The following is a 21,849-nucleotide window of genomic DNA, read 5'->3' as shown; positions in this document are numbered from 1 at the left end:
CAAGATAGAAGACCTTTAAGGTTAGTTATAGATGGGCCCATAGTTTATCTTGAACCGGGCTTACACTCTTCTGGAATCAAGTAAGAATCTACCACGATTCCTTCTTTGATTGTTACTTCACGCATTTTATTGGAATAAGTAAATTTAAAAATACCATTATCAAAATCTGTTCCTATTTCTTTAAAGAATATTCCCTCTAATGATGGAGTGTTGGGACATGTAAAAACAATCTTATAATTTTCAAAATCATTAATTACATATGCTCTAACGCCTTTTTCGTATTTGCCATAGGTTTCGTCATCTGTAGGGCGTTTAACAGCAACAATATGAAAATCAACAAAAGGAATCTCTTTTAGTAAAACGTTTATAAAGGAGCCCTTTGTAATCTCTTCCCATCTGCTTTGAGCACTTTGGCCAACAATAATTTGAGTTACATTATAGTCACGAGCAACTTCTTGGATTACCTTTTGGATTGGACGTTTTTCATTGTCACGAATTATGAATTCCTCTACACCCAATTCCTCAACTAATGCACTCCATCTATCTATATAACCTGACTTTTCAGCATCGAAAGAATCAAGAGGCTTTGAATCTACAGTAAGAATATATAATGGACAATCTAGTAAAGTTGCAAGTTTATGGCCTCTTCTAATAAGACGCTCTCCGTTAAGTCCGTAGTATACACACACCAAGATACTTTCATCCATGTGGGTTTTTAGACGTTTCATAACTAGTTAAGCTCCTTAAATTCGTACTTAAGTACTTTTATTTTTAAACAAATAGCAAATTTCTGCACAAAATAGCAAAGTCATATGCTAAATGAGTGCGTTGAGTATAATTCTATTGTATACTTAATTATGTATTAATTATTGTACATTAGAAATTTATTTGTAATTTTCCATTTATAAAGAGTTATTACTCTTAATATAACACATATTAATGAGCCCATTTGACAACATATTATGACCCGAGGATTGGCTTCCGTCAAGTACGAAGTTATTTCCTCTAACTTAGGAGATGAAAAAGTAAAAAAAAATAGGAGGTTTTAGTTTGTGACAATTGACCTTGCGATTATTTTAGCACCGTTTTTTATGGCGGCGTGTATAGCAATTTTTTATAGGAAAATAAAAAGGAACTGGGTCGGCTGGATTGTTCTTTTTATTCCTATTATCTTATTCCTTACGTTAACTACATATATCCCTCGTGTTGCGAACGGTCACACGTTTTCAAATACGTACGAGTGGATCCCCTCGTTAAATATAAATTTCACTACATATTTAGATGGTCTTAGCTTAATGTTCAGTCTCCTCATAACAGGAGTAGGAAGCTTAGTCATTTTGTATTCCATATTTTATTTATCTCAAAAGGAAGCATTGCATCATTTTTACTGTTATTTATTGCTCTTTATGGGCGCAATGTTAGGTGTTGTATTATCTGATCATCTAATGGTTCTATATGTTTTTTGGGAGTTAACAAGTGTTTCTTCGTTTCTCTTAATAGCGTTTTGGCATCATAGAAAGGCTTCTAGAGCAGGTGCAAGAAAATCAATGACCATCACCGTTTCGGGTGGGGTATCCATGTTGGTAGGGTTTTTGATGTTATATGTCATGTCTGGGACATTTAGCATTCGTGAAATCATTGCAAATATAAGTATGATCAGTGGGCAGTCACTGTTTATACCGGCTCTATTTTTAGTCTTATTAGGGGCATTTACAAAATCTGCACAATTTCCATTCCATATCTGGCTTCCTGATGCAATGGAAGCACCAACACCAGTGAGTGCTTATTTACATTCAGCTACGATGGTAAAGGCCGGAATTTATCTTGTTGCACGATTTACACCTATTTTTGGTGGAGAGATGATTTGGTTTTGGACAGTTACCGGAGTGGGGCTTATTACTTTGTTCTGGGGATCATTTAATGCCATACGACAAGTAGATTTAAAGGCAATATTAGCATTCTCCACAGTTAGTCAACTTGGTTTAATTATGAGTTTACTTGGATTAGGATCAGTTGCGGTGCATTTGGGTTATTCCGACAAAACAGTTCTTTATACGCAAGCATCCTTTGCAGCACTTTTCCATTTAATGAACCACTCGACATTTAAAGGCGCCCTATTTATGATGGTTGGAATTGTTGACCATGAACTAGGAACACGAGATATTCGTCGACTAGGTGGGCTCATGTCGTTTATGCCTTTTACATTTACCATTGCTTTAATTGGTAGTTTCTCAATGGCAGGATTACCCCCATTTAATGGTTTTCTAAGTAAGGAAATGTTTTTTGCTGCAGTACTTAAGATCACTGAATTAGATATCTTCTCATTACAAAGCGTAGGAGTCATCATTCCCATTGTTGCTTGGGTCGCAAGTATTTTTACTTTTGTTTACTGTTTAATTATTGTTGGAAAAACCTTCTTTGGAAAGTTAAAACCAGATTTATTAGAGAAACAACCACATGAAGCTCCTGTTGGAATGCTTATTCCTCCATTTATTCTAATTAGTTTAGTAGTTTTGATTTTCTTCTTCCCAAATATTTTAGGGAAATATATATTACAACCTGCTATGGGGAGTATTTACCCAACATTTCCTTCCGTTAAGGAGTTAACTCCATCTATTTATGCATGGCATGGTTTTAATCCAGAATTGTATATGACGATGGGGGTAGTAGTTGTAGGAGTTATTCTATATCATTTACTTCCAAGATGGAAGCGAATTTACTTATTGATACCACAACGTTTTACCTTAAATGCCATGTATGAAAGTACAATCAGCTTTAGTGAAAACTTTTCAAGATTAGTAACTCGACGTTATATGAATGGGGATTTAACCCATTACTTTATTTACATTTATGTATTTTTTGTAGCAGTGGTAGCAGGGTATTTCCTGTTTACAGAAGGAATAACTTTTAACCCAGCTATTGATGCAAAAATTGAAGGCTTCGAATTGATTTTAGTATTTATTATGGTTGTTGCTGCGATTTCTATTTTGTTTGCGAAATCAAGAATAACTACTGTTATTTTAAACGGAGTTCTTGGATACTCGGTTGCGTTTTTCTTTGTCATTTTCCGAGCACCAGATTTAGCGTTAACGCAGCTTGTCGTCGAGTCAGTAACAACAGCGCTATTTTTAATTTGCTTTAAATTTTTGCCAGACTTAAAACCAGAACCTTCTACAAGAGGGGTAAAAATTTCAAACGGAGTCATCTCCATTTTAGTTGGAGCAACAGTTACAATTGTTGGATTAGCAGTTATGAACTATGAAAAGTTTGATACCATTTCTTCTTACTTTGAAGATTCCTATAATTTAGCCGGCGGGAAAAACATAGTTAATACAATTTTAGGAGATTTCCGTGCGTTCGATACAATGCTTGAGGTTGTTGTTCTCTTTATAGCTGGCTTAGGTGTTTATACACTGATTAAGCTAAAGGCGAAAAAGGAGGGAACAGATATTGAAAATAAATGACGTCATTCTTAAAACTGTAGTTAAAGGGGTTGTCTTTATTATATTAACACTTGGTGTGTACTTGTTTTTTTCTGGACATAACGCACCAGGTGGAGGCTTTATAGGTGGGTTGGTACTTGGCTCTGGGATTGTCCTTCTTTACTTAACGTACGACATTGAAACCATTCACAGAAAAATGCCATTTGATTTTAAAAAGGTTGCGGCATTCGGAGTGCTTCTCGCAACAGGTACAGCGATTGGCTCACTTTATTTTGAAGCTCCTTTTTTAACTCAAACTGATGGTTACTTTACATTGCCGATATTAGGTGAAAAACATCTGTCAACTGTAACAATCTTTGAAGCAGGTGTTGCTCTAACAGTTGTGGGGACCCTAGTAACGATTATTTTAAGCATAAGTGAGGATGAGTAGAGATGGAATCATTGATGATTGTGTTAGTCGGGATTTTAGTTTCAGTTGGAACTTATTTGGTCCTTTCTCGAAATATCATCCGTGTCATTGTTGGTACGGCTATTTTATCCCACGCTGTTCACCTATTAATTTTGACAGTTGGGGGATTAAAAAAAGGAGATGTCCCATTGTTAAGTCATTCGGGAGGGCCATTTACGGATGCTCTTCCACAGGCACTCATTTTAACTGCCATTGTTATTAGTTTTGCGGTTACGGCATTTCTCCTTGTTTTAGCATACAGAACTTACGTAACAAATGGTTCTGATGATTTTCAGGAATTGAGGGGAATGTCAGATGAGTAATATTATCGTTTTGCCGTTAATTATCCCAATTATTACGGCAGTAATTCTTGTATTTTTACGTGAACATATTATGCTCCAGCGAGTTATTAGTTTTCTAACGATGGTTTTTATAAGCATTATTTCGTTTGTGTTGTTGGAGGTCGTACAGACTGAAGGGATTATAAAGATTGACTTTAGTGGATGGTTACCGCCATTTGGAATTTTGTTTGTTGCCGATTCCTTTTCATTATTACTCGTATTAACGGCGAGTATAGTTACGGCAATTTGCTTGCTATATGCATTTTCTACTATTGGAGAACACCATGAAAAGATGTTTTTTTATCCGTTTGTTCTATTTTTGATTGCTGGGGTAAATGGCTCTTTTTTAACAGGAGATATCTTTAATCTGTTTGTCTGTTTTGAGGTTATGTTACTAGCATCCTATGTATTGGTGGCACTTGGTGGAGAAAAGGTGCAATTAAGAGAGTCTTTAAAGTATGTCGTTATAAACGTTGTGGCTTCTTGGATGTTTCTTGTCGCATTAGCCTATCTTTACGGTACTGTAAAGACGCTTAACATGGCTCACATTGCGGAGCGAGTTGCAGAGGTAGGGCAAGATCCGATGCTTACAACGGTGGCAATCTTATTTTTAGTTGTATTTAGCTTAAAAGCTGGATTACTCTTATTCTTCTGGTTGCCAGGTTCATATAGTGTACCACCAACAGCAGTACAAGCATTATTCGCTGCATTACTAACAAAGGTAGGAATCTATGCACTGTTTCGAACGTTTACACTAATGTTTCCCTTAAATCCAGAGGTGACGCATACTCTAATAGGAATTATGGCAGGCGTTACACTGATTGCAGGCTGTATGGGGGCGTTATCTGGACGAGATATTTATACAATTGCTACTTATAACGTCATTATTGGAGTCGGGTTTATTTTAATTGGCTTAGCTGTAGGGACAGAGGAGGCAATTTCAGGTGCTATTTATTATTTAATACATGACATCATTGCTAAGGCATTATTATTTTTAATTGTTGGAATGATGGTCTATTTAACCGGAGAAACAGTTGTTAAGAAAATGAGTGGGTTAATTAGAAATTATCCACTTTTTGGATGGATTTACTTTCTTGTTATGTTAGCACTTACTGGAATTCCCCCATTTAGTGGGTTTGTCGGAAAAGTACTGATTGGTATTGGAGCTATTGAAGGTGAAAACTTTATCTTGTTAGGAATTGGTTTTGCATCAAGTATAATCGTACTCTATTCATTGCTTCGAATTTTCCTAGCTTCGTTCTTCGGGGAAACCATTATTAGTTTAGAAGATGAGAAAAAAATTCCTAAAGGCGCTCTTTCTTCGTTTGTCTTACTTGCCATTATTATAGTATTTATTGGGGTTGGAGCAGAATCCATGTCGGGTTATATTGACAATGCGACTCGTACCTTAATGAATCCCTCTATTTATATAGAAGCGATATTAAAGGGGGGACAATAATGTTTGGCCAGTTTTTACTTAATTTATTTATTGCCCTATTATGGCTTTTATTAGTGGATGAACCAATACCACAATTTACAACGTTTTTAACAGGATTCTTTGTTGGGATTGGAATTCTATATGTGATGTATAGGTTTTTTGGAACGCAGTTTTATCTGCGAAGGGTAATGAAAATCATTTACCTTATTCAATTGTTTATAAAAGAGCTAGTTACGTCTAGTTTTTCTGTAATGAAGCAAATTTTAACACCTAATTTAAAAATTACGCCTGGAATTTTTACGTATCGCACGAATTTAACTGGGGAGTGGGAAGTAACCGCACTAGCTTTACTTTTAACGCTTACCCCTGGATCAGTTGTAATGGAAGTTTCAGAGGAAGGCGATGTATTTTATATTCATGCAATGGATATTGAAGAGTCAAAAGAGGCAGTTATTCAGTCGATTGGGAAATTTGAAAAGGCGATTCTGGAGGTGACACGATAAATGAAAGAAGCTGTATTACTTATAGCCCTTACTCTTTTTATGGTTGCCATTGGACTACAGTTATATCGTGTAATTATAGGTCCTTCGATGCCAGATCGTGCAATTGCACTGGATACAATCGGAGTAAACTTAATTTCTGCCATTGCGATTGTGTCTATTGTGCTGAAAACTAAGGCATTTTTAGAGGCAATATTAATTTTGGGGATATTAGCGTTTATCAGTACAATTGCTATCTCGAAATATATCGAGAGGGGTGTCATTGTTGAACGTAAAGGAAATCGTTGAATGGATTGCCGTTATATTAATACTATTCGGTTCAGTAATTAGTGTTATTAGTGCATTTGGCATGATTCGCTTGCCTGATGTTTATACAAGATCCCATGCTGCCACAAAAAGTGCAACATTGTCGGTACTAGTTTGCTTACTAGGAGCATTCGTTTATTTTTGGTTCCATGATGGTTATATTAGTATCAGAATAATTTTAGGGATTATCTTTGTCTTTATTACCGCACCGGTTTCCGGACATTTAGTTACTCGCGCGGCATATCGTTCAAGAGTACCCTTAGCGGAAGGCTCTGGGGAGGATGAATTAAAGCCTGTTTTGTTTGGAGAAAGTAACCAAATAGACCACCTTGCGTTTGCTGGGGGCAAAGTAGAAATGCAGCCCCTCGTTGACAAAGACGTTCATACTTCAATTTTAACAGAAGACGAACGAATGGATGGAGAAGAGCTACAAGTTGATGTCCCAGTAGATAAGGTTGATAGAAAATCATCCGATCGTTTAAACGCAGATGAGAATGGAAAATAGTTTTAAAGGACATAGCTTAAACAATTATCCACAATTTCAAAGCACTCACTTTTTCCGCAAAAGTGGGTGTTTTTATGTTTTGTGGATAACATTTTTTATTATTAATGATATTCTTAGGTTTTTTTATTTTCGTTATGTGGACAAATAGACTGACTGAGGATAAAGCTGTGGAGAAAGTGAAAAAATCGGGATAACAATGAAGAGCTGTGGATAATTTTTTATAATAACCTCATTCAAACAAGCAATAAAATTACAACATTAGTACTTCTTATACTTGAATGTAGGGAAGCATATGAATATGATTGATGGGGGAAGTTTTATCTTTATTCGGAAGAAGGACCAACTTCTTTAGGTGGAAGATAAACGTACAAATTATTAATTTCGATTAATAATTTTCCATTAATACATTAAAGAATTGAGCGAGTAGTTTTGAAAAAGCTTTTAAAATTTTGTGTTTTTATTATAGGAATTTGTTTGTTTCTATATATAAATAATTATTGGATTGTTACAACCAATCAAACTTATAAATCAGAAGAGATTCCAGACGAATTTGATGGTTTTCGAATCACGCAAGTATCCGACTTACACGATGCGATGTTTGGTGAGGACCAGCAAAAATTAGTGGGAAAGATTCGTTCTACAAATCCTGATGTAATTTTTATTACTGGAGATGTAATTGATAGTAACAGATATGATTTGAATCAAAGCTTAACAGCGGTTCGCCAATTTGTTGAAATAGCTGATGTTTATTATGTAATTGGTAACCATGAAGTGGCAACAAATGAAGTGGAAAAAATATACGAAGCAATGACAGAAATAGGTGTACATATATTGCCAAACCATGCGACACATATTGAACGTAATGGGGAGAGGCTCTATATAGTAGGTATTGAAGATCCTTTAAACGGACTTGAAACTCAAGATATGTTAGATACATCAATGGAAGATATACCGAAAGATTCATTGATCCTGTTATTAGCGCATCGACCAGAACAATTCGATTCCTATGTTATGTATGGGATTGATTTTGTTTTTTCAGGGCATGCACATGGTGGGCAATTTCGTATTCCTGGATTAGGTGGATTAGTGGCACCAGGTCAGGGTTTTTTCCCGAAGTATACTGCAGGACTCTATGAAAATGAGCACACAACAATGAATGTTAGTCGGGGTCTAGGAAATAGTACGGTACCATTCCGACTATTCAATTTACCAGAATTAGTTGTCGTAGAACTTCAGGCAAAATAAATGCGAGCTTGTGACTAGCAAGCTCGCTATTTTTTATATGGTGTTTTTCATAAGTTGAAGCACTTCAATTGCAGGCAAAGATTTCTCTCCGCCCCCTTGTACAAAGGAATCATTCCCACCCCCCTTACCGTTAATAAGTGGGAGGATCGCTCCTGAAACATCCTTCATACTTCGAGCTACATTTGATCCGCGGGCCGCAACGAATTGTAGTTTGTCTTCATTTTCTGAAACAAGTAATGCCATAGCCTCGTTGTTTTGGGAAACAATGAAGCGAGCAAGCTTTTGTAAGGTTTGCACCGTGCGATTTTGGAACGTAATAGCGACATGTGGATGTTGGTTATTATTAAGTAACTCCTTTGCCTCATATTCTAGTAATGCATCATGCGCTTCGCTAAGTGCCTTTTCATTGGCTTTTGCTGAGTGTAAAACTTTCGTTAATGCTTCATGTGCGCTTTCTTCAGGCACACTTAACTGGCGAGCAACGTCTGAAAGAACTCTTTTTCGCATGGCTAATTGATTAAGAACACGTTTGCCGCATACAAAGGAAACTCGAATATTCTTTTTCATTTTTTCTGTTCCCATAATTTTTATGCTACTTACTAGACCAGTTGAATATGGGTGTGTACCACCACATCCATTGTAATCAAATTCAGGAATAATCACTAGGCGAATATCCTCATCTACTGCAACATCTTTTCGAAGGTGATAATGAGAGAGTTCTTCTTTCGTTACCCACTTTGTTTCAATAGGCAGGTTTTCTAAAATAATTTCATTCGCGCGATTTTCAGCAAGTGTAAGTTGCTCGTCCGTTACATGTTCTGTATTTAAATCAATCGTTACTAAATCACTTCCCAAATGGAAACTGACTGTAGCAAAATCAAACAGTTCTACAAAGGCAGCTGTTAATATATGCTGGCCTGTATGTTGTTGCATATGGTCAAAACGGCGTGCCCAGTCCAATACACCACGTACTTCCTCAGTAAGCGAAGACAGTTCACCTTCAATATAGTGCCGAATTTCCTCATCTACCTTTTCTACATCAATAACTTTCAACTCATTGATATAGCCTGTATCGTGTGGCTGTCCACCACCTGTCGGATAAAAAGCTGTGTTTGAAAGTACCACATAGGGACGTCCATCTAATTCCACACCTGTTCGAACAACTTTAGCAGTAAAATCTTTAATCATTGAATCTTGGTAATAAAATAATTCTCTCATAACAATTAACGACCCCTTTATGTATGAATTATATTTATTTTGTCATATTTAATAAAAGGTGTCACGAATCATACTAGTTAAACTGAAACGTCCCATTTACCTAAAGATAAGACCTTTTTAATTGACCAAGTATTTTTTTCGATTAATATAATAAATAGTTAATCAAATGGTTTAACGTATTTTTTGCTGTCTCAATTTAATGTACGGGACAATACGCTTTTGGTAAAAAATTATTAATTTAATTTGAATGAATGGTTTTAATCTACAGGATTAGAGGAGTTAAAAAATGGAAATAACACAATACTCACTAGAAGAAATTAAAGACCCAACGAACATCATAGAAGGAAAACGTTTTGAGTTTTTATTAGATGTTGAAGTGGATGAAGAAGATGAACTATTTTCAGAAGCCGGGATCGAAATACGAGTATTAATCGGACAAAATGGAAATGATTTTAGTATTCTAAACTATTTCATCACAGATAAAACAGAAAATAAATATTTAGATTTTGCTTTAGAAGACGATGAAGAAGAAATGATTTTAACATTTTGTCGAGAACAATTAACCAAAGAGGAATTTGAAGAACTATAATATAGGTTTACAATCAAGTAGCACTTTGCTCATATATAGTGCTACTTTTTATTTCTAGACTATTTACCTAAGTTCGGAAATTTATAACTAGTTTTTTGTAAATTTACTATGTTCCTTATTAATTTTCCTTCAATTGTACTTTACGATTCCTATGAATAGAGGTATGCTTGACGTTATTGGCGTTTTTAAAGAGGTGAACAGAAATGTCTATTCATATTGCAGTGATTTGCTCATCGGACTTTGCAGATCGATTAAAACAAATCGAAAAAGAGTTACCTTCTATCAGACTTGATTATTACTTATATAGGATTCCCCAAGATTCAGCAGAAATAATTAGAACCATAAAACCATGCGACGCTGTATTTTTCTCAGGTTCTTTATCATATTTATTTGCTAAAAAAGAAGTAGAGTGTTTACCAATCCCATCACACTACTTACAACAAGATGAAACATCCATTGCAACGACATTATTATCCATTACGAAGAAACATGAGATTCCCATTCAAAAGATTTCAATTGATTTAATTGAGCCTCAAATTATTAATAGTGTACTCGGAGATATAGGTTTCATATTTTTACCGAAGATCTATCAAATTGATGAAACTTCCGATGTAAAGGCTATTATTAATTTCCACCATAATCTTTACGAAAGTAATCAAACTTCACTAGCTGTAACGAGTATGCAATTAGTATTTGAAAAGTTGCAGCAACTAAATATTCCTGTTATTCGAATGATTGATCCGCGTAGTTCCATTATTAAGGGAATCCTCGAAACGAAAAATAAAGCGGAGTTTGCTAAAAGTCAACTTGCAAAAATTGCTGTAGGGTATATTCAATTTAGAGCAAATAATCTTCCAACAGAAAGTGATTTATTGAACTTTGCAAATTTCTTTAAATCGGAACTGATTGAAATAGCTCCTCATTTGTATATGATTTACTCTACACAAGGTGATGTATTAAATATCTTTGATTATTTAACCGAAAAAGAATGGATAAACATATCTTCAAAACCATTCAAAGTCGCTTTTGGATTTGGTATAGATATTCAAGATGCAACGCATAATGCGAAAGATGCTCTTCAATTTGCAAAAGTAAACACAGCTTATATCATCACGGATGAAAAGAAATTACTTGGGCCATATCCTCATTCTGTGCGTCAGGTACAATTACAAGCAAGTGAACCAAAACTAGCAGAAATTGCAAAACAAACGACTTTAAGTCCTGCAAACGTGTCTAGGGTTATTCAATTTAGTCGTACACATAATTCAACTGAGTTTACAGCTCACGATTTAGAAGTATTTTTACAAGTAAGTAGAAGAACAACGGAGCGAATTTTGAAAAAGCTAGTAGATACAGGATTTGCCAAAATTGTGGGAGAAGAAATGACGTATCAGCAAGGTCGGCCAAGAGCAGTATATGAATTGAATTTTCCAACATATGTATAGTACAAATAACCCAACGTCCCTTCTCATGGATGTTGGGTTATTTCACGTATAAAAGGGAGCGTCCATTTGCATATCTCCAAGATTGGGATAAGGCCATTTAATAATAGCAATCAATGAAGCTCGACCCAATAATACTTTATTTATGTGGAGAATGGTGAAGTTTTACAAATTCTTAATCAAATATTTACGAATTAATAAAAAATAGATTTATATTTTTATATTATTTAATAGAATTTTATTATTTTTATAAAATTTTCAGATTATTTTTAATATAATGTAATTAGATATATATCCACCTCACTTAGTAATGATAACAATTATTGAAATTTGTATTATTACAGCTAGTGTTTGGGTATTAGATAATTTTAGTGTTTGTTAAACAAAGGGGATGGGAAAATGTCGGTTTTAAAGGGGCTAAAAATTCTCGATTTTTCATCAGTTCTTCCTGGGTCACTAGCTACAAAGATGTTTGCAGATTATGGTGCGGAAATTATACATGTAGAGTCTACCCGAAAAGTGGATTTAATGCGGATTATGCCACCATATAATGATGGCCAAGAATCTTATGTTCATCAGTACGTAAATCGCTCAAAACGATCTATAAGTTTAAATTTGAAAGAGCCGGAAGCTGTAGAGATTATTAAAATGCTAATCAAAGAATATGACATTGTAATTGAAGCATTTCGGCCGGGTGTGATGAAACAATTAGGACTAGACTATGATTCTCTAAAAGAGGTGAATCCGAAATTAATTTATTGTTCGATTACTGGCTATGGACAAAATGGTCCCTATAGGAATCGACCGGGTCATGATAATAACTATCTTTCTGTGGCGGGTGTACTTGAACATTCACGGTTAAGGGGGAAAAAACCTGTAGCAATGGGTATACAAATTGCAGATATAGCAGGAGGGTCTATGCATGCAGCAGTAGGGGTGCTGGCTGCGGCATTGTACCGAGAAAAAACTGGAGAAGGCAAGTATATTGATATTTCTATGACGGACGCAGTGTTTTCAATGAATGCATTATATGGTGCAGCATTTTTAGGGAGCGGACACTTGCCAAAACCAGAGGAAGAGATTCTAAATGGCGGAACTTTTTATGATTACTATCAAACAAAAGATGGTAGATACTTTTCGGTAGGCAGTTTAGAACCTCAGTTTCGAAAGATACTTTGTGAAGCTTTAGATATACCTGAGCTTATCCAAAGTACCTTTAATGATTCTTCTTACACACAAAAGCGTTTTAAAGAAGCAGTCAGTGATGCATTCTTATCAAAAAACTTTGATGAATGGTTAGAAATATTTAATGAAGATTTTCATGGTTGTGTTGAACCAGTGCTTACCATTGAGGAAGCTTGTGCACACCCGCAAATAAAGGCGAGAAATATGCTAATTGAAATTCCTTTAAATGATGGAACAACACAAAAACAAATAGGTGCACCAATCAAATTTAGTGAAGTTGAACCAACGTATAAGTTCGTTGGAGCAAAATTAGGGGAACATACGGATGAAATTCTACTAGAGTGTGGACTAACTACCGAACAAATCTCTACGTTAAGAAAAAAAGGAGTTTTACAATAAGATTCGGTTACGCACAATTCCTTTCTTTAAGGAGTTGAAATGAATTTAGGTAAAGAAAGTTAAACAGACTCAAAAGTGGTCACTGCTTTTGAGTCTGCTCTATTTGTAATTTATTGAAATGGAGATGAACAACCTGCTCCAATTCCGGTTTCGGCAATCCATCATATGCTTAAAATTATTTGACGAAATCAGATACAAATTCTCTTAATTTATTAAAATGATCATCTACTTTTAAATATTTTTGGTATACTTCCATTAATTTTTCGAAAAGCTCAAATTGCTCTGTTGCAAATAGTGCCATTAATATGTTGCAAACATGGCTCGAGGTATCCATTGCGATTTCGTAATAATGGCTCTCAGGTAAGCGATAATATTGTAACCAAACTTCTATAGATTTCATGACATGGTGGGGGGTCTTGTCTACAATAAATGCGATATCCTTTTGAACGGTTGCTTCAATAAGGTGTAATGTATTTTCGTCGTTTTCGGTATTTAAGTGCTGATAGATGGTTGAACATGATGCAATTTCATGATCCTTTAGTAACCGAATAACGGTAGTGAATTGTTCGTTCTGCACAAGAGCGTTGATCATAATATAAAAAATTTGTTCTAAATAATTTTTATGATAGCATTTTACGAGTGTAGTAGGTTCTGGTTTAATATTAGGTAAAACATCGCTATATTCTAGCAGTAGTTCAATCGCGTGGTTATTCAAATGGTTTTCACCAATTAGGAAGTTGCCATATTCTATGACTTTTTTATTCTCATTCTGGTTAGCAGCTTCAACCGCTAAAATGTACTTGAGTAATACTAATTCCTTCTCAGTTAATGCACACCTACCATTTCCCCAAGCATCAAATATGTCCGATATTAATTTTTTAATTTTGCGGTGATGCCGTTTCCCACCATTGTAATGCGCAATTACATTCAATAAATGGAGTTCTTTTAAACGGAATGAGCGTGGATTCTCATAGTCAATCTTTTCAATAAGCTCATTCATTACAACGACAGTTTGATTTAAAGTATAGTGTGAATTAATTGTTTTTTTAAATTGCTTCATTAGGTCAGTAGCATGGTGGATTTCATTTAATGTTACTTGCATAAAGATCGAGTAAATCTTTTTTGCAAACAGCATGTACCAAAACTCAGAATGCTGATTATAAATGATATGTAATAGAAATTTTCCACCAATCCTCGTTAAATAAATCCTTGTTAACCCACCAACTGAATTTGGAATATTTATTTCTTTGCCAAAAACAAGATAGATAATATGGTCAAAGCTTAACGATTTATGTACAAGTAAAAAGTCGAATATTGATTGTTCTCCGTGCTTTGATGAAAGGAAAGTGTGAAGTCGATCATTTGCAGTTTCGAGGTCAATGGTTGTGTCTTGTAGCACTGCCTGCAAAAATAGGTCTACATTTCCCCAATATTTTTTTACAGTGGACATTATAATTGATGCGGCCTTACCTCTATTAAATAAGATGGAGGATAAAGGTAATAGCTCACCGAAAATGCTGTTATTTTCATGATATTCAATATTAATTTCAGAAATTGCTGTCTCAAGTACATCTCCAATTTGTCCTCTAGTTTTAATCAATAACTGCTGATCAAGTTGAATCACAAATAACCCTCCTCAAATGAGAATCACTTATGAAGAATATACCAAATCTAGTAGGATATTTGTTGTAATTGGTGAAAAATTCATAAAATTAAAATCGATTTGCTTATGTAGATATCATTTAACATACCTCTTCTTATCGTTGAAGTGCGCGGTAGGAGATAGGGACTCCAAATTTTAAATTTAATTATAGAATAATAGACAGTGGAATAAACTATGGAAATTAGCATTTTAATATGAGATTATGTGTAATAAAGAAATTTTTTACAATTATATTCTTTAATTGTCAGTCAAATGGTTGGAATGGGAGATAAGTAATGAACTATTTATCAATGATTTTTTTTCAGATTGTAGCACCGATTTTAGTATTACTCGTAGTAGGTGGCATCTTACAGAAAAAATTTAACTTTAATTTAAAAGCCTTATCCTATCTGATTAACTATTGTTTCATGCCAGCAGCCGTATTCGTAAATATTTATGAAACGACCATTCAGCTTGAGGTGTTAGGAAGGGTAGCTTTATTTATTATTATTTTTATTGGTAGCCAAATGTTTATAAGTCATTTTATTTCAAAAATTCTTGGGTTAACATCGACAGAATCTGCAGTTTTTAAGAATAGCGTTGTTCTTATTAATTCAGGGAATTATGGTATTCCGGTAGCTCAAATGGTTTTTGCAATGCAACCGATAGGGGTCGCAATTCAAGTAATTCTAGTAATTTTCCAGAATATAACAACCTATACATATGGTTTGTATAACTTGATATCGACTACAAAGTCGGGGAAAGAAATTTTTAAGGATTTTTTAAAATTGCCAATTCTTTATGCATTAATTTTAGGAATAATCTTAAATGTGTTTAATCTACCGATTCCAGATTCCTTTAGAATTCCGATTGATTATATTGCAGAAGGTTTTGTTGCAGTTGCATTAATCACACTGGGAGCACAATTATCTCAAATTGAAATAAGAACGATGTTAAACAAAACAATTATAGTGAGTTGTATAACGAGATTACTAGTAGGACCTAGCATTGCTTTATTAGTAATTTATATTTTAGGTCTTGATGGGGTAATTGCTCAATCTTTACTAATAGCAAGCTCTTTCCCAACTTCTCGAAATAGTTCAAGTTTAGCGCTTGAGTATGACATTGACTCGAACATCGCAGCACAGACTGTATTATTCTCTACGGTTATGAGTTGCTTAACGGTTACGTTCGTTATTTATTTATCTACAGTATTATTTGGTGCTTAAACTAAAAAGTTAAATAGCAGTAAATGAAAAACCTTATCTTAAACATTGTTTAAGATAAGGTTTTGTTTTGTTTGTTTTGGATATCAATGATATTGGAAGTTTATTGGTTTACTTTTGCTAAGTAAGGGTTTGAAAGGTCCATACCATCTAAAGTTAGACCTAAAGCTTTTGCAACACCTTCACCATATGCTGGATCAGCTAAGTAGCAGTGTAAGATGTGGCGGCGTTGGATGAATTCTTCTACGCCTTGTAAGTTTGCAGCAGTGTTATCAAATAGACGTTGTTGCTCTTCAGCAGTCATTAAGTTGAATAATTTACCTGGTTGCTCGAAGTAGTTGTTATCGTCTTCTTTGAAATCATAAATATCTGCAGGTCCATCAAGAGCTAAAGCAGGTTCTTTATATTGTGGTTGTGCTTGTAAAGCGCCATAGCTGTTTGGATAGTAAGAAATTGCACTACCGTTATTTCCATCAGTACGCATTGCGCCATCACGGTGATAAACCATTGCTGGGCATTTTGGTGCGTTAACTGGAATTTGGTGGCTATTAACACCTAAACGGTAACGAGCAGCATCTGCATAAGAGAATAGACGCGCTTGTAACATACGGTCAGGTGAGAAACCAATACCAGGTACTACGTTAGATGGGGCAAATGATGATTGTTCAACATCTGCATGGTAGTTTTCTGGGTTGCGGTTTAATTCGAATTCACCAACAGGAATTAGTGGGTATTCAGATTTATACCAAACTTTTGTTAAATCGAATGGGTTATCTTTGTGATTGCGAGCTTGTTCTTCTGTCATCACTTGGATGTACATTTTCCATTTAGGGAAATCACCTTTTTCGATTGAATCAAATAGGTCACGTTGTGAAGATTCACGATCTTGACCAATTACTTTTGCAGCTTCAGCATCCGTTAAGTTTTTGATACCTTGTTCTGAACGGAAGTGGAATTTCACATATACGCGCTCATTGTCAGCATTGATCATTGAATAAGTGTGAGAACCAAATCCGTGCATATGACGGTAACCATCTGGAATACCACGGTCAGACATAACGATTGTTACTTGGTGCAATGCCTCAGGTAGTAGAGTCCAGAAGTCCCAGTTACTATTTGCGTTATGCATGTTTGTTTTAGGATCACGTTTTACAACGTGATTTAAGTCAGGGAAGTGTAATGGATCACGGAAGAAGAATACAGGTGTATTGTTTCCGACTAAATCCCAATTACCTTCTTCAGTGTAGAACTTAAGTGCGAAACCGCGAATATCGCGTTCTGCGTCAGCTGCACCACGTTCACCAGCTACAGTTGAGAAACGTGCAAACATTTCAGTTTTCTTTCCAACTTCAGAGAAGATTTTTGCTTTTGTATATTTTGTAATGTCGTGAGTGACAGTGAAAGTACCAAATGCACCTGAACCTTTAGCGTGCATACGACGTTCTGGAATCACTTCACGTGAGAAATTAGCTAATTTTTCAATTAAGAATACGTCTTGTAAAAGAATAGGGCCGCGACGACCAGCTGTTAAAACATCATCATGACTTACAACCGGCGCACCTGCAGTTGTCGTTAAACGTTGATTATTTTTATTAGACATTTATGTACCTCCTATATTGGTTATCTCTTCGAAAATAGTATAGCAAACTCAAATCATAATTTCTACTAAATTATAATAATTCTTTTTAAGTAATTTATATTTATAGTTTAAGTGTATCATTTTTTCTAAAACTTGTAAGTGAAAAAAATCACACATCATAGTTTATGATTCATCGAATAGAGAAAGAACTCGAATACAACAATGTTTTGTCGAATAGAATTATAGTTTTTCTCATTTTTTAAAGGGAACTTTGTAGATAATTGTAGAATGATTGTGGATAATAGAATGGAGTTTAAATACATCCTTAATTGAAAATAGCGTATGTAATTGAAAAAATGGAAGGTAATATTTTACAGGTTAATCTTGTGTTTGGTAAAAAAAGTAGAGGAGAACAACTATGCAACTTACCATTACTTTTATCATTTTAGGTATAACCATATTATTGTTTATTACAAATCGTGTTCGTGCAGATTTAGTCGCTTTACTATCCCTGTTAACCCTCGTTGTATTTAAAGTCTTAACTCCATCAGAGGCATTAGCAGGATTTTCGAATTCTGTTGTCATCATGATTGCAAAGCACTATTCGTTATAGGTGCAGGTTTATTACGGACAGGTTTGGCTGGAATGGCAGGGAAGTTATTATTAAAGTGGTCTAGTGACAATGAATTAAGGCTTTTTATCTTATTATTAGTGGTTGTAGTTATAGTCGGGTCATTTTTGAGTAATACAGGTACTGTAGCGCTAATGTTACCGATTGTCATTAGTATTGCAATGAGTATGAAAGTGAGTGCTTCTAAGTTTTTAATGCCATTGTCTTATATAGCGAGTATGTCTGGAATTATGACACTTATCGCATCGCCTCCTAATCTAATCGTAAGTCAAACGCTTGTTGACAATGGATTCGAAAAATTAGGATTCTTCGATATAACACCAATCGGAATCATTGGTTCAATTACTGCAATACTTTACTTAGTTCTGATTCGAAATAAATTGTCTCCTAATGAACAAAATCAAGTTAGTTCTAACCGAGGGTATAACTTATCACCGAAACGGATTATAAAAGAGTATCGTTTGAATGATAAACTTTTCAACGTTTACGTTCCTGAAACGTCTAACATTATTGATCGACGTTTAGCGGAATTAAAATTACCTGCAACCTATCAAATTTACATTATGAAGATTCACCGTAATCAAGGAGAAGGTAGAAAGCTTTTACCCATAACATATCAGGAAATGGCAGGTCCAAATAGTATCATTCACCCCCATGATGAATTATATATCCAAGGGAATCAAGAAGATGTCATTCGTTTTGCTAAGCAATACAATCTAGAAATTAGATATGATGATAAAGATGGTATTGAGGAGTTGATTTCTAAGCAAATCGGCGTAGCTGAGGTTCTATTAACACCACAATCTAGATTGATTGGAGAGACCGTAAGCAAAACAGGGTTCCGTGAAATATACAATTTAAATATATTAGGAATCAATCAAAGAGGCGAATACATTTTGCAAAATATGGCGTCCAAGAAGCTAAGATTTGGTGACGCGATATTAGTTCAAGGTACATGGGATGAAATAGAATTACTATCGAGACAAACACATGATGTAGTAGTTGTTGGACAACCGCTAGAAAATGCAGGGCAGGTCATAGCATCAGGAAAAGCTCCAATTGCCGGGATTATTTTATTATTAATGGTTGGCCTAATGGTATTTGAAGTGTTTGATGCAGTGATTTCCGTCATGATTGGTGCAGTATTAATGATTGTAACAGGCTGTTTACGAAATATGGACGATGCATATGGAAAAATAAACTTTGAGAGTATTATTTTGATTGCCGCAATGCTTCCTATGGCAACCGCTCTTCAAAAAACTGGCGGGATGACCATTTTATCTGACAGTATTATTAATCTTCTTGGTCAATATGGACCGTATGGTGTGTTAATAGGTGTTTATTTGATCACTGTTATGTTTGGTCAATTTGTTAGTAATACGGCCACCGCAGTTCTTTTCGCACCTGTTGCTATGAATGCAGCATTGGTTATGGATGCTAATCCCATCACATATATGATTACAGTAGCAACTGCAGCTGGAATGGCCTTTGCCACGCCCATTGCTTCACCAACAAACTCCCTTGTTATGACAGCAGGTGGATATAAGTTTATGGACTTTGTAAAAGTGGGGGTTCCTTTGCAAATCATTATGTTGGTCGTTATGATGATTGTGATTCCGATACTATTTCCACTTTAAAAGTAAAGAGGAATAATAAAAGGAATGTCTCAATTGAAGAGGCATTCCTTATTTTTTTTGGACAAATAACCATCTCCATGTTTTTGAATAATTTATGTCATATATGCAAAATACATCTTTTAAATGATAAGGTTCGAGTTGGTTTGTGAAAAATAGAAATTTAAAATGAAGGTATTGGAGGAGGCATCGGCACAATATGAACATACAAGAAACAGAGCATTTTCTTACCCAATACAAAGATGAAAATGAACTAACAAACGAATGGTATTTGGAGCGCATGAGAGAAGTGAAAGACTTAAATGAATATTGGCCAACAACAGAAGAACTAGAGTTTGGAGCGAGAGTTGCATGGCGAAATAGTAATCGCTGTATTGGTAGACTCTTCTGGCAGTCTTTACATGTCATCGATGAACGGCAGTTAGAAGATGAAGTCCAAATCTTTGAAGCCCTATTACGCCATATTTTATACGCAACAAATGGTGGGAAAATCCGACCGACGATTACAATTTTTAAGCCTGGAAAGGTTCGGATTTGGAATGAGCAATTAATTCGATATGCAGGCTATGTAACAAATGAAGGGATTGTTGGGGATCCGAATTCAGTAACGTTTACAAAAGTATGCGAAGAGTTGGGGTGGTTTGGGGAAGGGACAAACTTTGATGTTTTACCTTTAGTGATTCAAGTAGGCGATCGTAAACCAAAATTTTTTGAGATACCAAATAGCTATGTTTTGGAAGTGAAGATTCGACATCCTCAATATAAGAGTATAGATAAATTAAACTTAAAATGGTATGCAGTTCCAATTATTTCGAATATGAGATTGAGTATCGGAGGGGTTGATTTCCAAGCTGCACCTTTTAATGGGTGGTATATGGGGACAGAAATTGGTGCGCGGAATTTAGCAGATACAGATCGCTATAATATGCTACCCGAAATTGCAAAAGGTTTAGGAATTGAAATGGACCTAAATGCAACCTTATGGAAGGACCGTGCACTAGTTGAATTAAATATTGCGGTATTACATTCATATAAAGAAGACGGGGTAAGCATTGTTGATCATCATACGGCTGCACAGCAATTTAAACTATTTGAGCAAAAGGAGCAAGAAAAGGAACGTGAAGTGACGGGGAACTGGACGTGGTTAATACCGCCTTTATCGCCTGCGACAACACAAATTTATCATAAACCAATCGCCAATATTATTAAGAAGCCAAATTACTTTAATCAAAAAAGGCCCTACTAAGGCAAACCAATAAGAATTACTATGTTTGTTTTACCCTGTCTAAGCATAAACGGGAAAATTTCTTTTAAATTGAAAATGCCTATATTTCCCCTAGAAAAGGAAGCTTTTCCGTGTATAACTTTATATTAACGAAAAAAAGCATGGCATTTTACCATGCTTTTTAATATTTAATTTATTTTTGTACTTCAAATTGCCCCAATTTATAAGTGGGTGCAATTTTTCAACCCATTTAGCTTTTCCCTAATATTATTTCGATTAATTCGTCTCGGTCTATTAAATACACTTCATTTGTTTCGGCTAATTTTTCAGCCTGTTTTGTGAAATAGCTATTCGTTACAACCCAGGCTTCTGTAGCTTCATACATTTTTAAAGCACCAATGATTTCTTGTACTGCTTTAACTCCTACCGTTCCTGAATAGCGTTTTGCTTGTACTGCAATAATATCTTCTCGATCTTTTAATATTAAATCTGCACCGTAATCCCCAGATGCTTTTGTAAAAGAAACTTTAAACCCACGTTTTTTAAAAAGCATGCCTAAATATTGCTCGAATTCTTCACCGGTCATTTGGTCTATTTCTTTAATACCAGCTTTTCTTAATCTTCTAAATCCTCGTGTTTTTCTCCAAATTGTAAACGCAATATATAGGATGAAAAATCCAACAATGGATGTAATGGCACCTTCAATTGTATGTGTATAGTAAAAACCAATCGCACCAATCAAAATAATGATAAGAAGCGGAAAAATACTAATTCGTTTCTTTTTCTTGTTTTTGCGTTTAGGCAAACTGTTTAACCCCTTTACCTTACATAGTCAAAGCTATTGTAACATAAA

The 21,849-nt window shown here is 35.0% G+C and carries 19 protein-coding genes and 1 pseudogene; 15 read left to right on the top strand and 5 right to left on the bottom strand.

Annotated features, from left to right (window positions below; all coding sequences use genetic code 11):
• Window positions 1–44: 44 nt before the first annotated feature.
• Complete coding sequence (locus JOD29_RS17710; RefSeq protein WP_124766719.1) at window positions 45–728, bottom strand: adenine nucleotide alpha hydrolase family protein; 684 nt, start codon at window positions 726–728, stop codon at window positions 45–47.
• A gap of 324 nt (window positions 729–1,052) precedes the next feature.
• On the opposite strand from JOD29_RS17710, the gene JOD29_RS17705 reads away from it, so the two are divergent.
• From JOD29_RS17705 to JOD29_RS17670, 8 genes and pseudogenes are all read left to right on the top strand, one after another.
• Complete coding sequence (locus tag JOD29_RS17705; protein WP_124766720.1) at window positions 1,053–3,464, top strand: Na+/H+ antiporter subunit A; 2,412 nt, start codon at window positions 1,053–1,055, stop codon at window positions 3,462–3,464.
• The gene (locus tag JOD29_RS17700) at window positions 3,451–3,873 is read left to right on the top strand and encodes a Na(+)/H(+) antiporter subunit B (protein ID WP_124766721.1); all 423 of its coding nucleotides are present in this window, start codon (window positions 3,451–3,453) and stop codon (window positions 3,871–3,873) included. The genes JOD29_RS17705 and JOD29_RS17700 overlap by 14 nt, the downstream gene beginning before the upstream one ends.
• Before the next feature lie 2 nt (window positions 3,874–3,875).
• Window positions 3,876–4,214, top strand: a complete 339-nt coding sequence (locus tag JOD29_RS17695; protein ID WP_124766722.1) for a Na(+)/H(+) antiporter subunit C — start codon at window positions 3,876–3,878, stop codon at window positions 4,212–4,214.
• On the top strand, window positions 4,207–5,691 hold the full coding sequence (locus tag JOD29_RS17690; protein ID WP_124766723.1) for a Na+/H+ antiporter subunit D: 1,485 nt from the start codon (window positions 4,207–4,209) through the stop codon (window positions 5,689–5,691). The genes JOD29_RS17695 and JOD29_RS17690 overlap by 8 nt, the downstream gene beginning before the upstream one ends.
• Window positions 5,691–6,173: a Na+/H+ antiporter subunit E gene (locus JOD29_RS17685; protein WP_124766724.1), complete on the top strand. Its 483-nt coding sequence runs from the start codon at window positions 5,691–5,693 to the stop codon at window positions 6,171–6,173. Before JOD29_RS17690 ends, JOD29_RS17685 begins: the two co-directional genes overlap by 1 nt.
• Window positions 6,174–6,458: a Na(+)/H(+) antiporter subunit F1 gene (locus JOD29_RS17680; protein ID WP_124766725.1), complete on the top strand. Its 285-nt coding sequence runs from the start codon at window positions 6,174–6,176 to the stop codon at window positions 6,456–6,458.
• Window positions 6,436–6,795 (top strand): annotated as a pseudogene (locus JOD29_RS17675) (Na+/H+ antiporter subunit G); the annotation flags it as partial. The gene JOD29_RS17680 and the pseudogene JOD29_RS17675, both read left to right, overlap by 23 nt.
• Before the next feature lie 615 nt (window positions 6,796–7,410).
• Complete coding sequence (locus JOD29_RS17670) at window positions 7,411–8,226, top strand: metallophosphoesterase (RefSeq protein ID WP_124766726.1); 816 nt, start codon at window positions 7,411–7,413, stop codon at window positions 8,224–8,226.
• Window positions 8,227–8,259: 33 nt separating this feature from the next.
• Here JOD29_RS17670 and JOD29_RS17665 read toward each other — a convergent pair whose 3' ends face one another.
• Window positions 8,260–9,444 (bottom strand): alanyl-tRNA editing protein, encoded by a 1,185-nt coding sequence (locus JOD29_RS17665; RefSeq protein WP_124766727.1) that lies wholly within the window; start codon window positions 9,442–9,444, stop codon window positions 8,260–8,262.
• Between the two features lie 286 nt (window positions 9,445–9,730).
• Here JOD29_RS17665 and JOD29_RS17660 point away from each other — a divergent pair, with 286 nt between their 5' ends.
• From JOD29_RS17660 to JOD29_RS17650, 3 genes are all read left to right on the top strand, one after another.
• Window positions 9,731–10,033, top strand: a complete 303-nt coding sequence (locus tag JOD29_RS17660) for a DUF6509 family protein (protein ID WP_124766728.1) — start codon at window positions 9,731–9,733, stop codon at window positions 10,031–10,033.
• A 203-nt stretch (window positions 10,034–10,236) separates the two neighbouring features.
• Window positions 10,237–11,478: a hypothetical protein gene (locus tag JOD29_RS17655; RefSeq protein WP_124766729.1), complete on the top strand. Its 1,242-nt coding sequence runs from the start codon at window positions 10,237–10,239 to the stop codon at window positions 11,476–11,478.
• A gap of 396 nt (window positions 11,479–11,874) precedes the next feature.
• The gene (locus JOD29_RS17650) at window positions 11,875–13,059 is read left to right on the top strand and encodes a CaiB/BaiF CoA transferase family protein (protein WP_124766730.1); all 1,185 of its coding nucleotides are present in this window, start codon (window positions 11,875–11,877) and stop codon (window positions 13,057–13,059) included.
• 175 nt (window positions 13,060–13,234) lie between these two features.
• Here JOD29_RS17650 and JOD29_RS17645 read toward each other — a convergent pair whose 3' ends face one another.
• Window positions 13,235–14,683: a hypothetical protein gene (locus tag JOD29_RS17645; protein WP_124766731.1), complete on the bottom strand. Its 1,449-nt coding sequence runs from the start codon at window positions 14,681–14,683 to the stop codon at window positions 13,235–13,237.
• Between the two features lie 314 nt (window positions 14,684–14,997).
• Between JOD29_RS17645 and JOD29_RS17640 the strand changes: the two genes are divergently transcribed.
• Window positions 14,998–15,930: an AEC family transporter gene (locus JOD29_RS17640; protein WP_124766732.1), complete on the top strand. Its 933-nt coding sequence runs from the start codon at window positions 14,998–15,000 to the stop codon at window positions 15,928–15,930.
• Between the two features lie 100 nt (window positions 15,931–16,030).
• Here JOD29_RS17640 and JOD29_RS17635 read toward each other — a convergent pair whose 3' ends face one another.
• Window positions 16,031–17,527, bottom strand: coding sequence for a catalase (locus JOD29_RS17635; RefSeq protein WP_124766733.1), 1,497 nt, complete (start codon window positions 17,525–17,527; stop codon window positions 16,031–16,033).
• 397 nt (window positions 17,528–17,924) lie between these two features.
• Here JOD29_RS17635 and JOD29_RS20500 point away from each other — a divergent pair, with 397 nt between their 5' ends.
• The 3 genes from JOD29_RS20500 (at window position 17,925) to JOD29_RS17625 (ending at window position 21,017) form a co-directional block, all read left to right on the top strand.
• Entirely contained in the window at window positions 17,925–18,119 is a 195-nt protein-coding gene (locus tag JOD29_RS20500) for a hypothetical protein (RefSeq protein ID WP_239585783.1), read from the top strand.
• A 32-nt stretch (window positions 18,120–18,151) separates the two neighbouring features.
• Complete coding sequence (locus JOD29_RS17630; RefSeq protein WP_239585782.1) at window positions 18,152–19,774, top strand: SLC13 family permease; 1,623 nt, start codon at window positions 18,152–18,154, stop codon at window positions 19,772–19,774.
• A gap of 196 nt (window positions 19,775–19,970) precedes the next feature.
• On the top strand, window positions 19,971–21,017 hold the full coding sequence (locus JOD29_RS17625; protein ID WP_124766734.1) for a nitric oxide synthase oxygenase: 1,047 nt from the start codon (window positions 19,971–19,973) through the stop codon (window positions 21,015–21,017).
• Between the two features lie 229 nt (window positions 21,018–21,246).
• On the opposite strand, the gene JOD29_RS17620 is transcribed toward JOD29_RS17625, so the two are convergent.
• Window positions 21,247–21,801 carry a restriction endonuclease gene (locus tag JOD29_RS17620; protein WP_124766735.1) on the bottom strand — a complete coding sequence of 185 codons (555 nt, stop codon included), beginning with the start codon at window positions 21,799–21,801 and terminating at the stop codon, window positions 21,247–21,249.
• Window positions 21,802–21,849: the final 48 nt, after the last annotated feature.

Source organism: Lysinibacillus composti, from assembly GCF_016908465.1.
Lineage (GTDB): Bacteria > Bacillota > Bacilli > Bacillales_A > Planococcaceae > Ureibacillus > Ureibacillus composti_A.
This window is presented reverse-complemented; position numbering and strand designations above follow the sequence as displayed.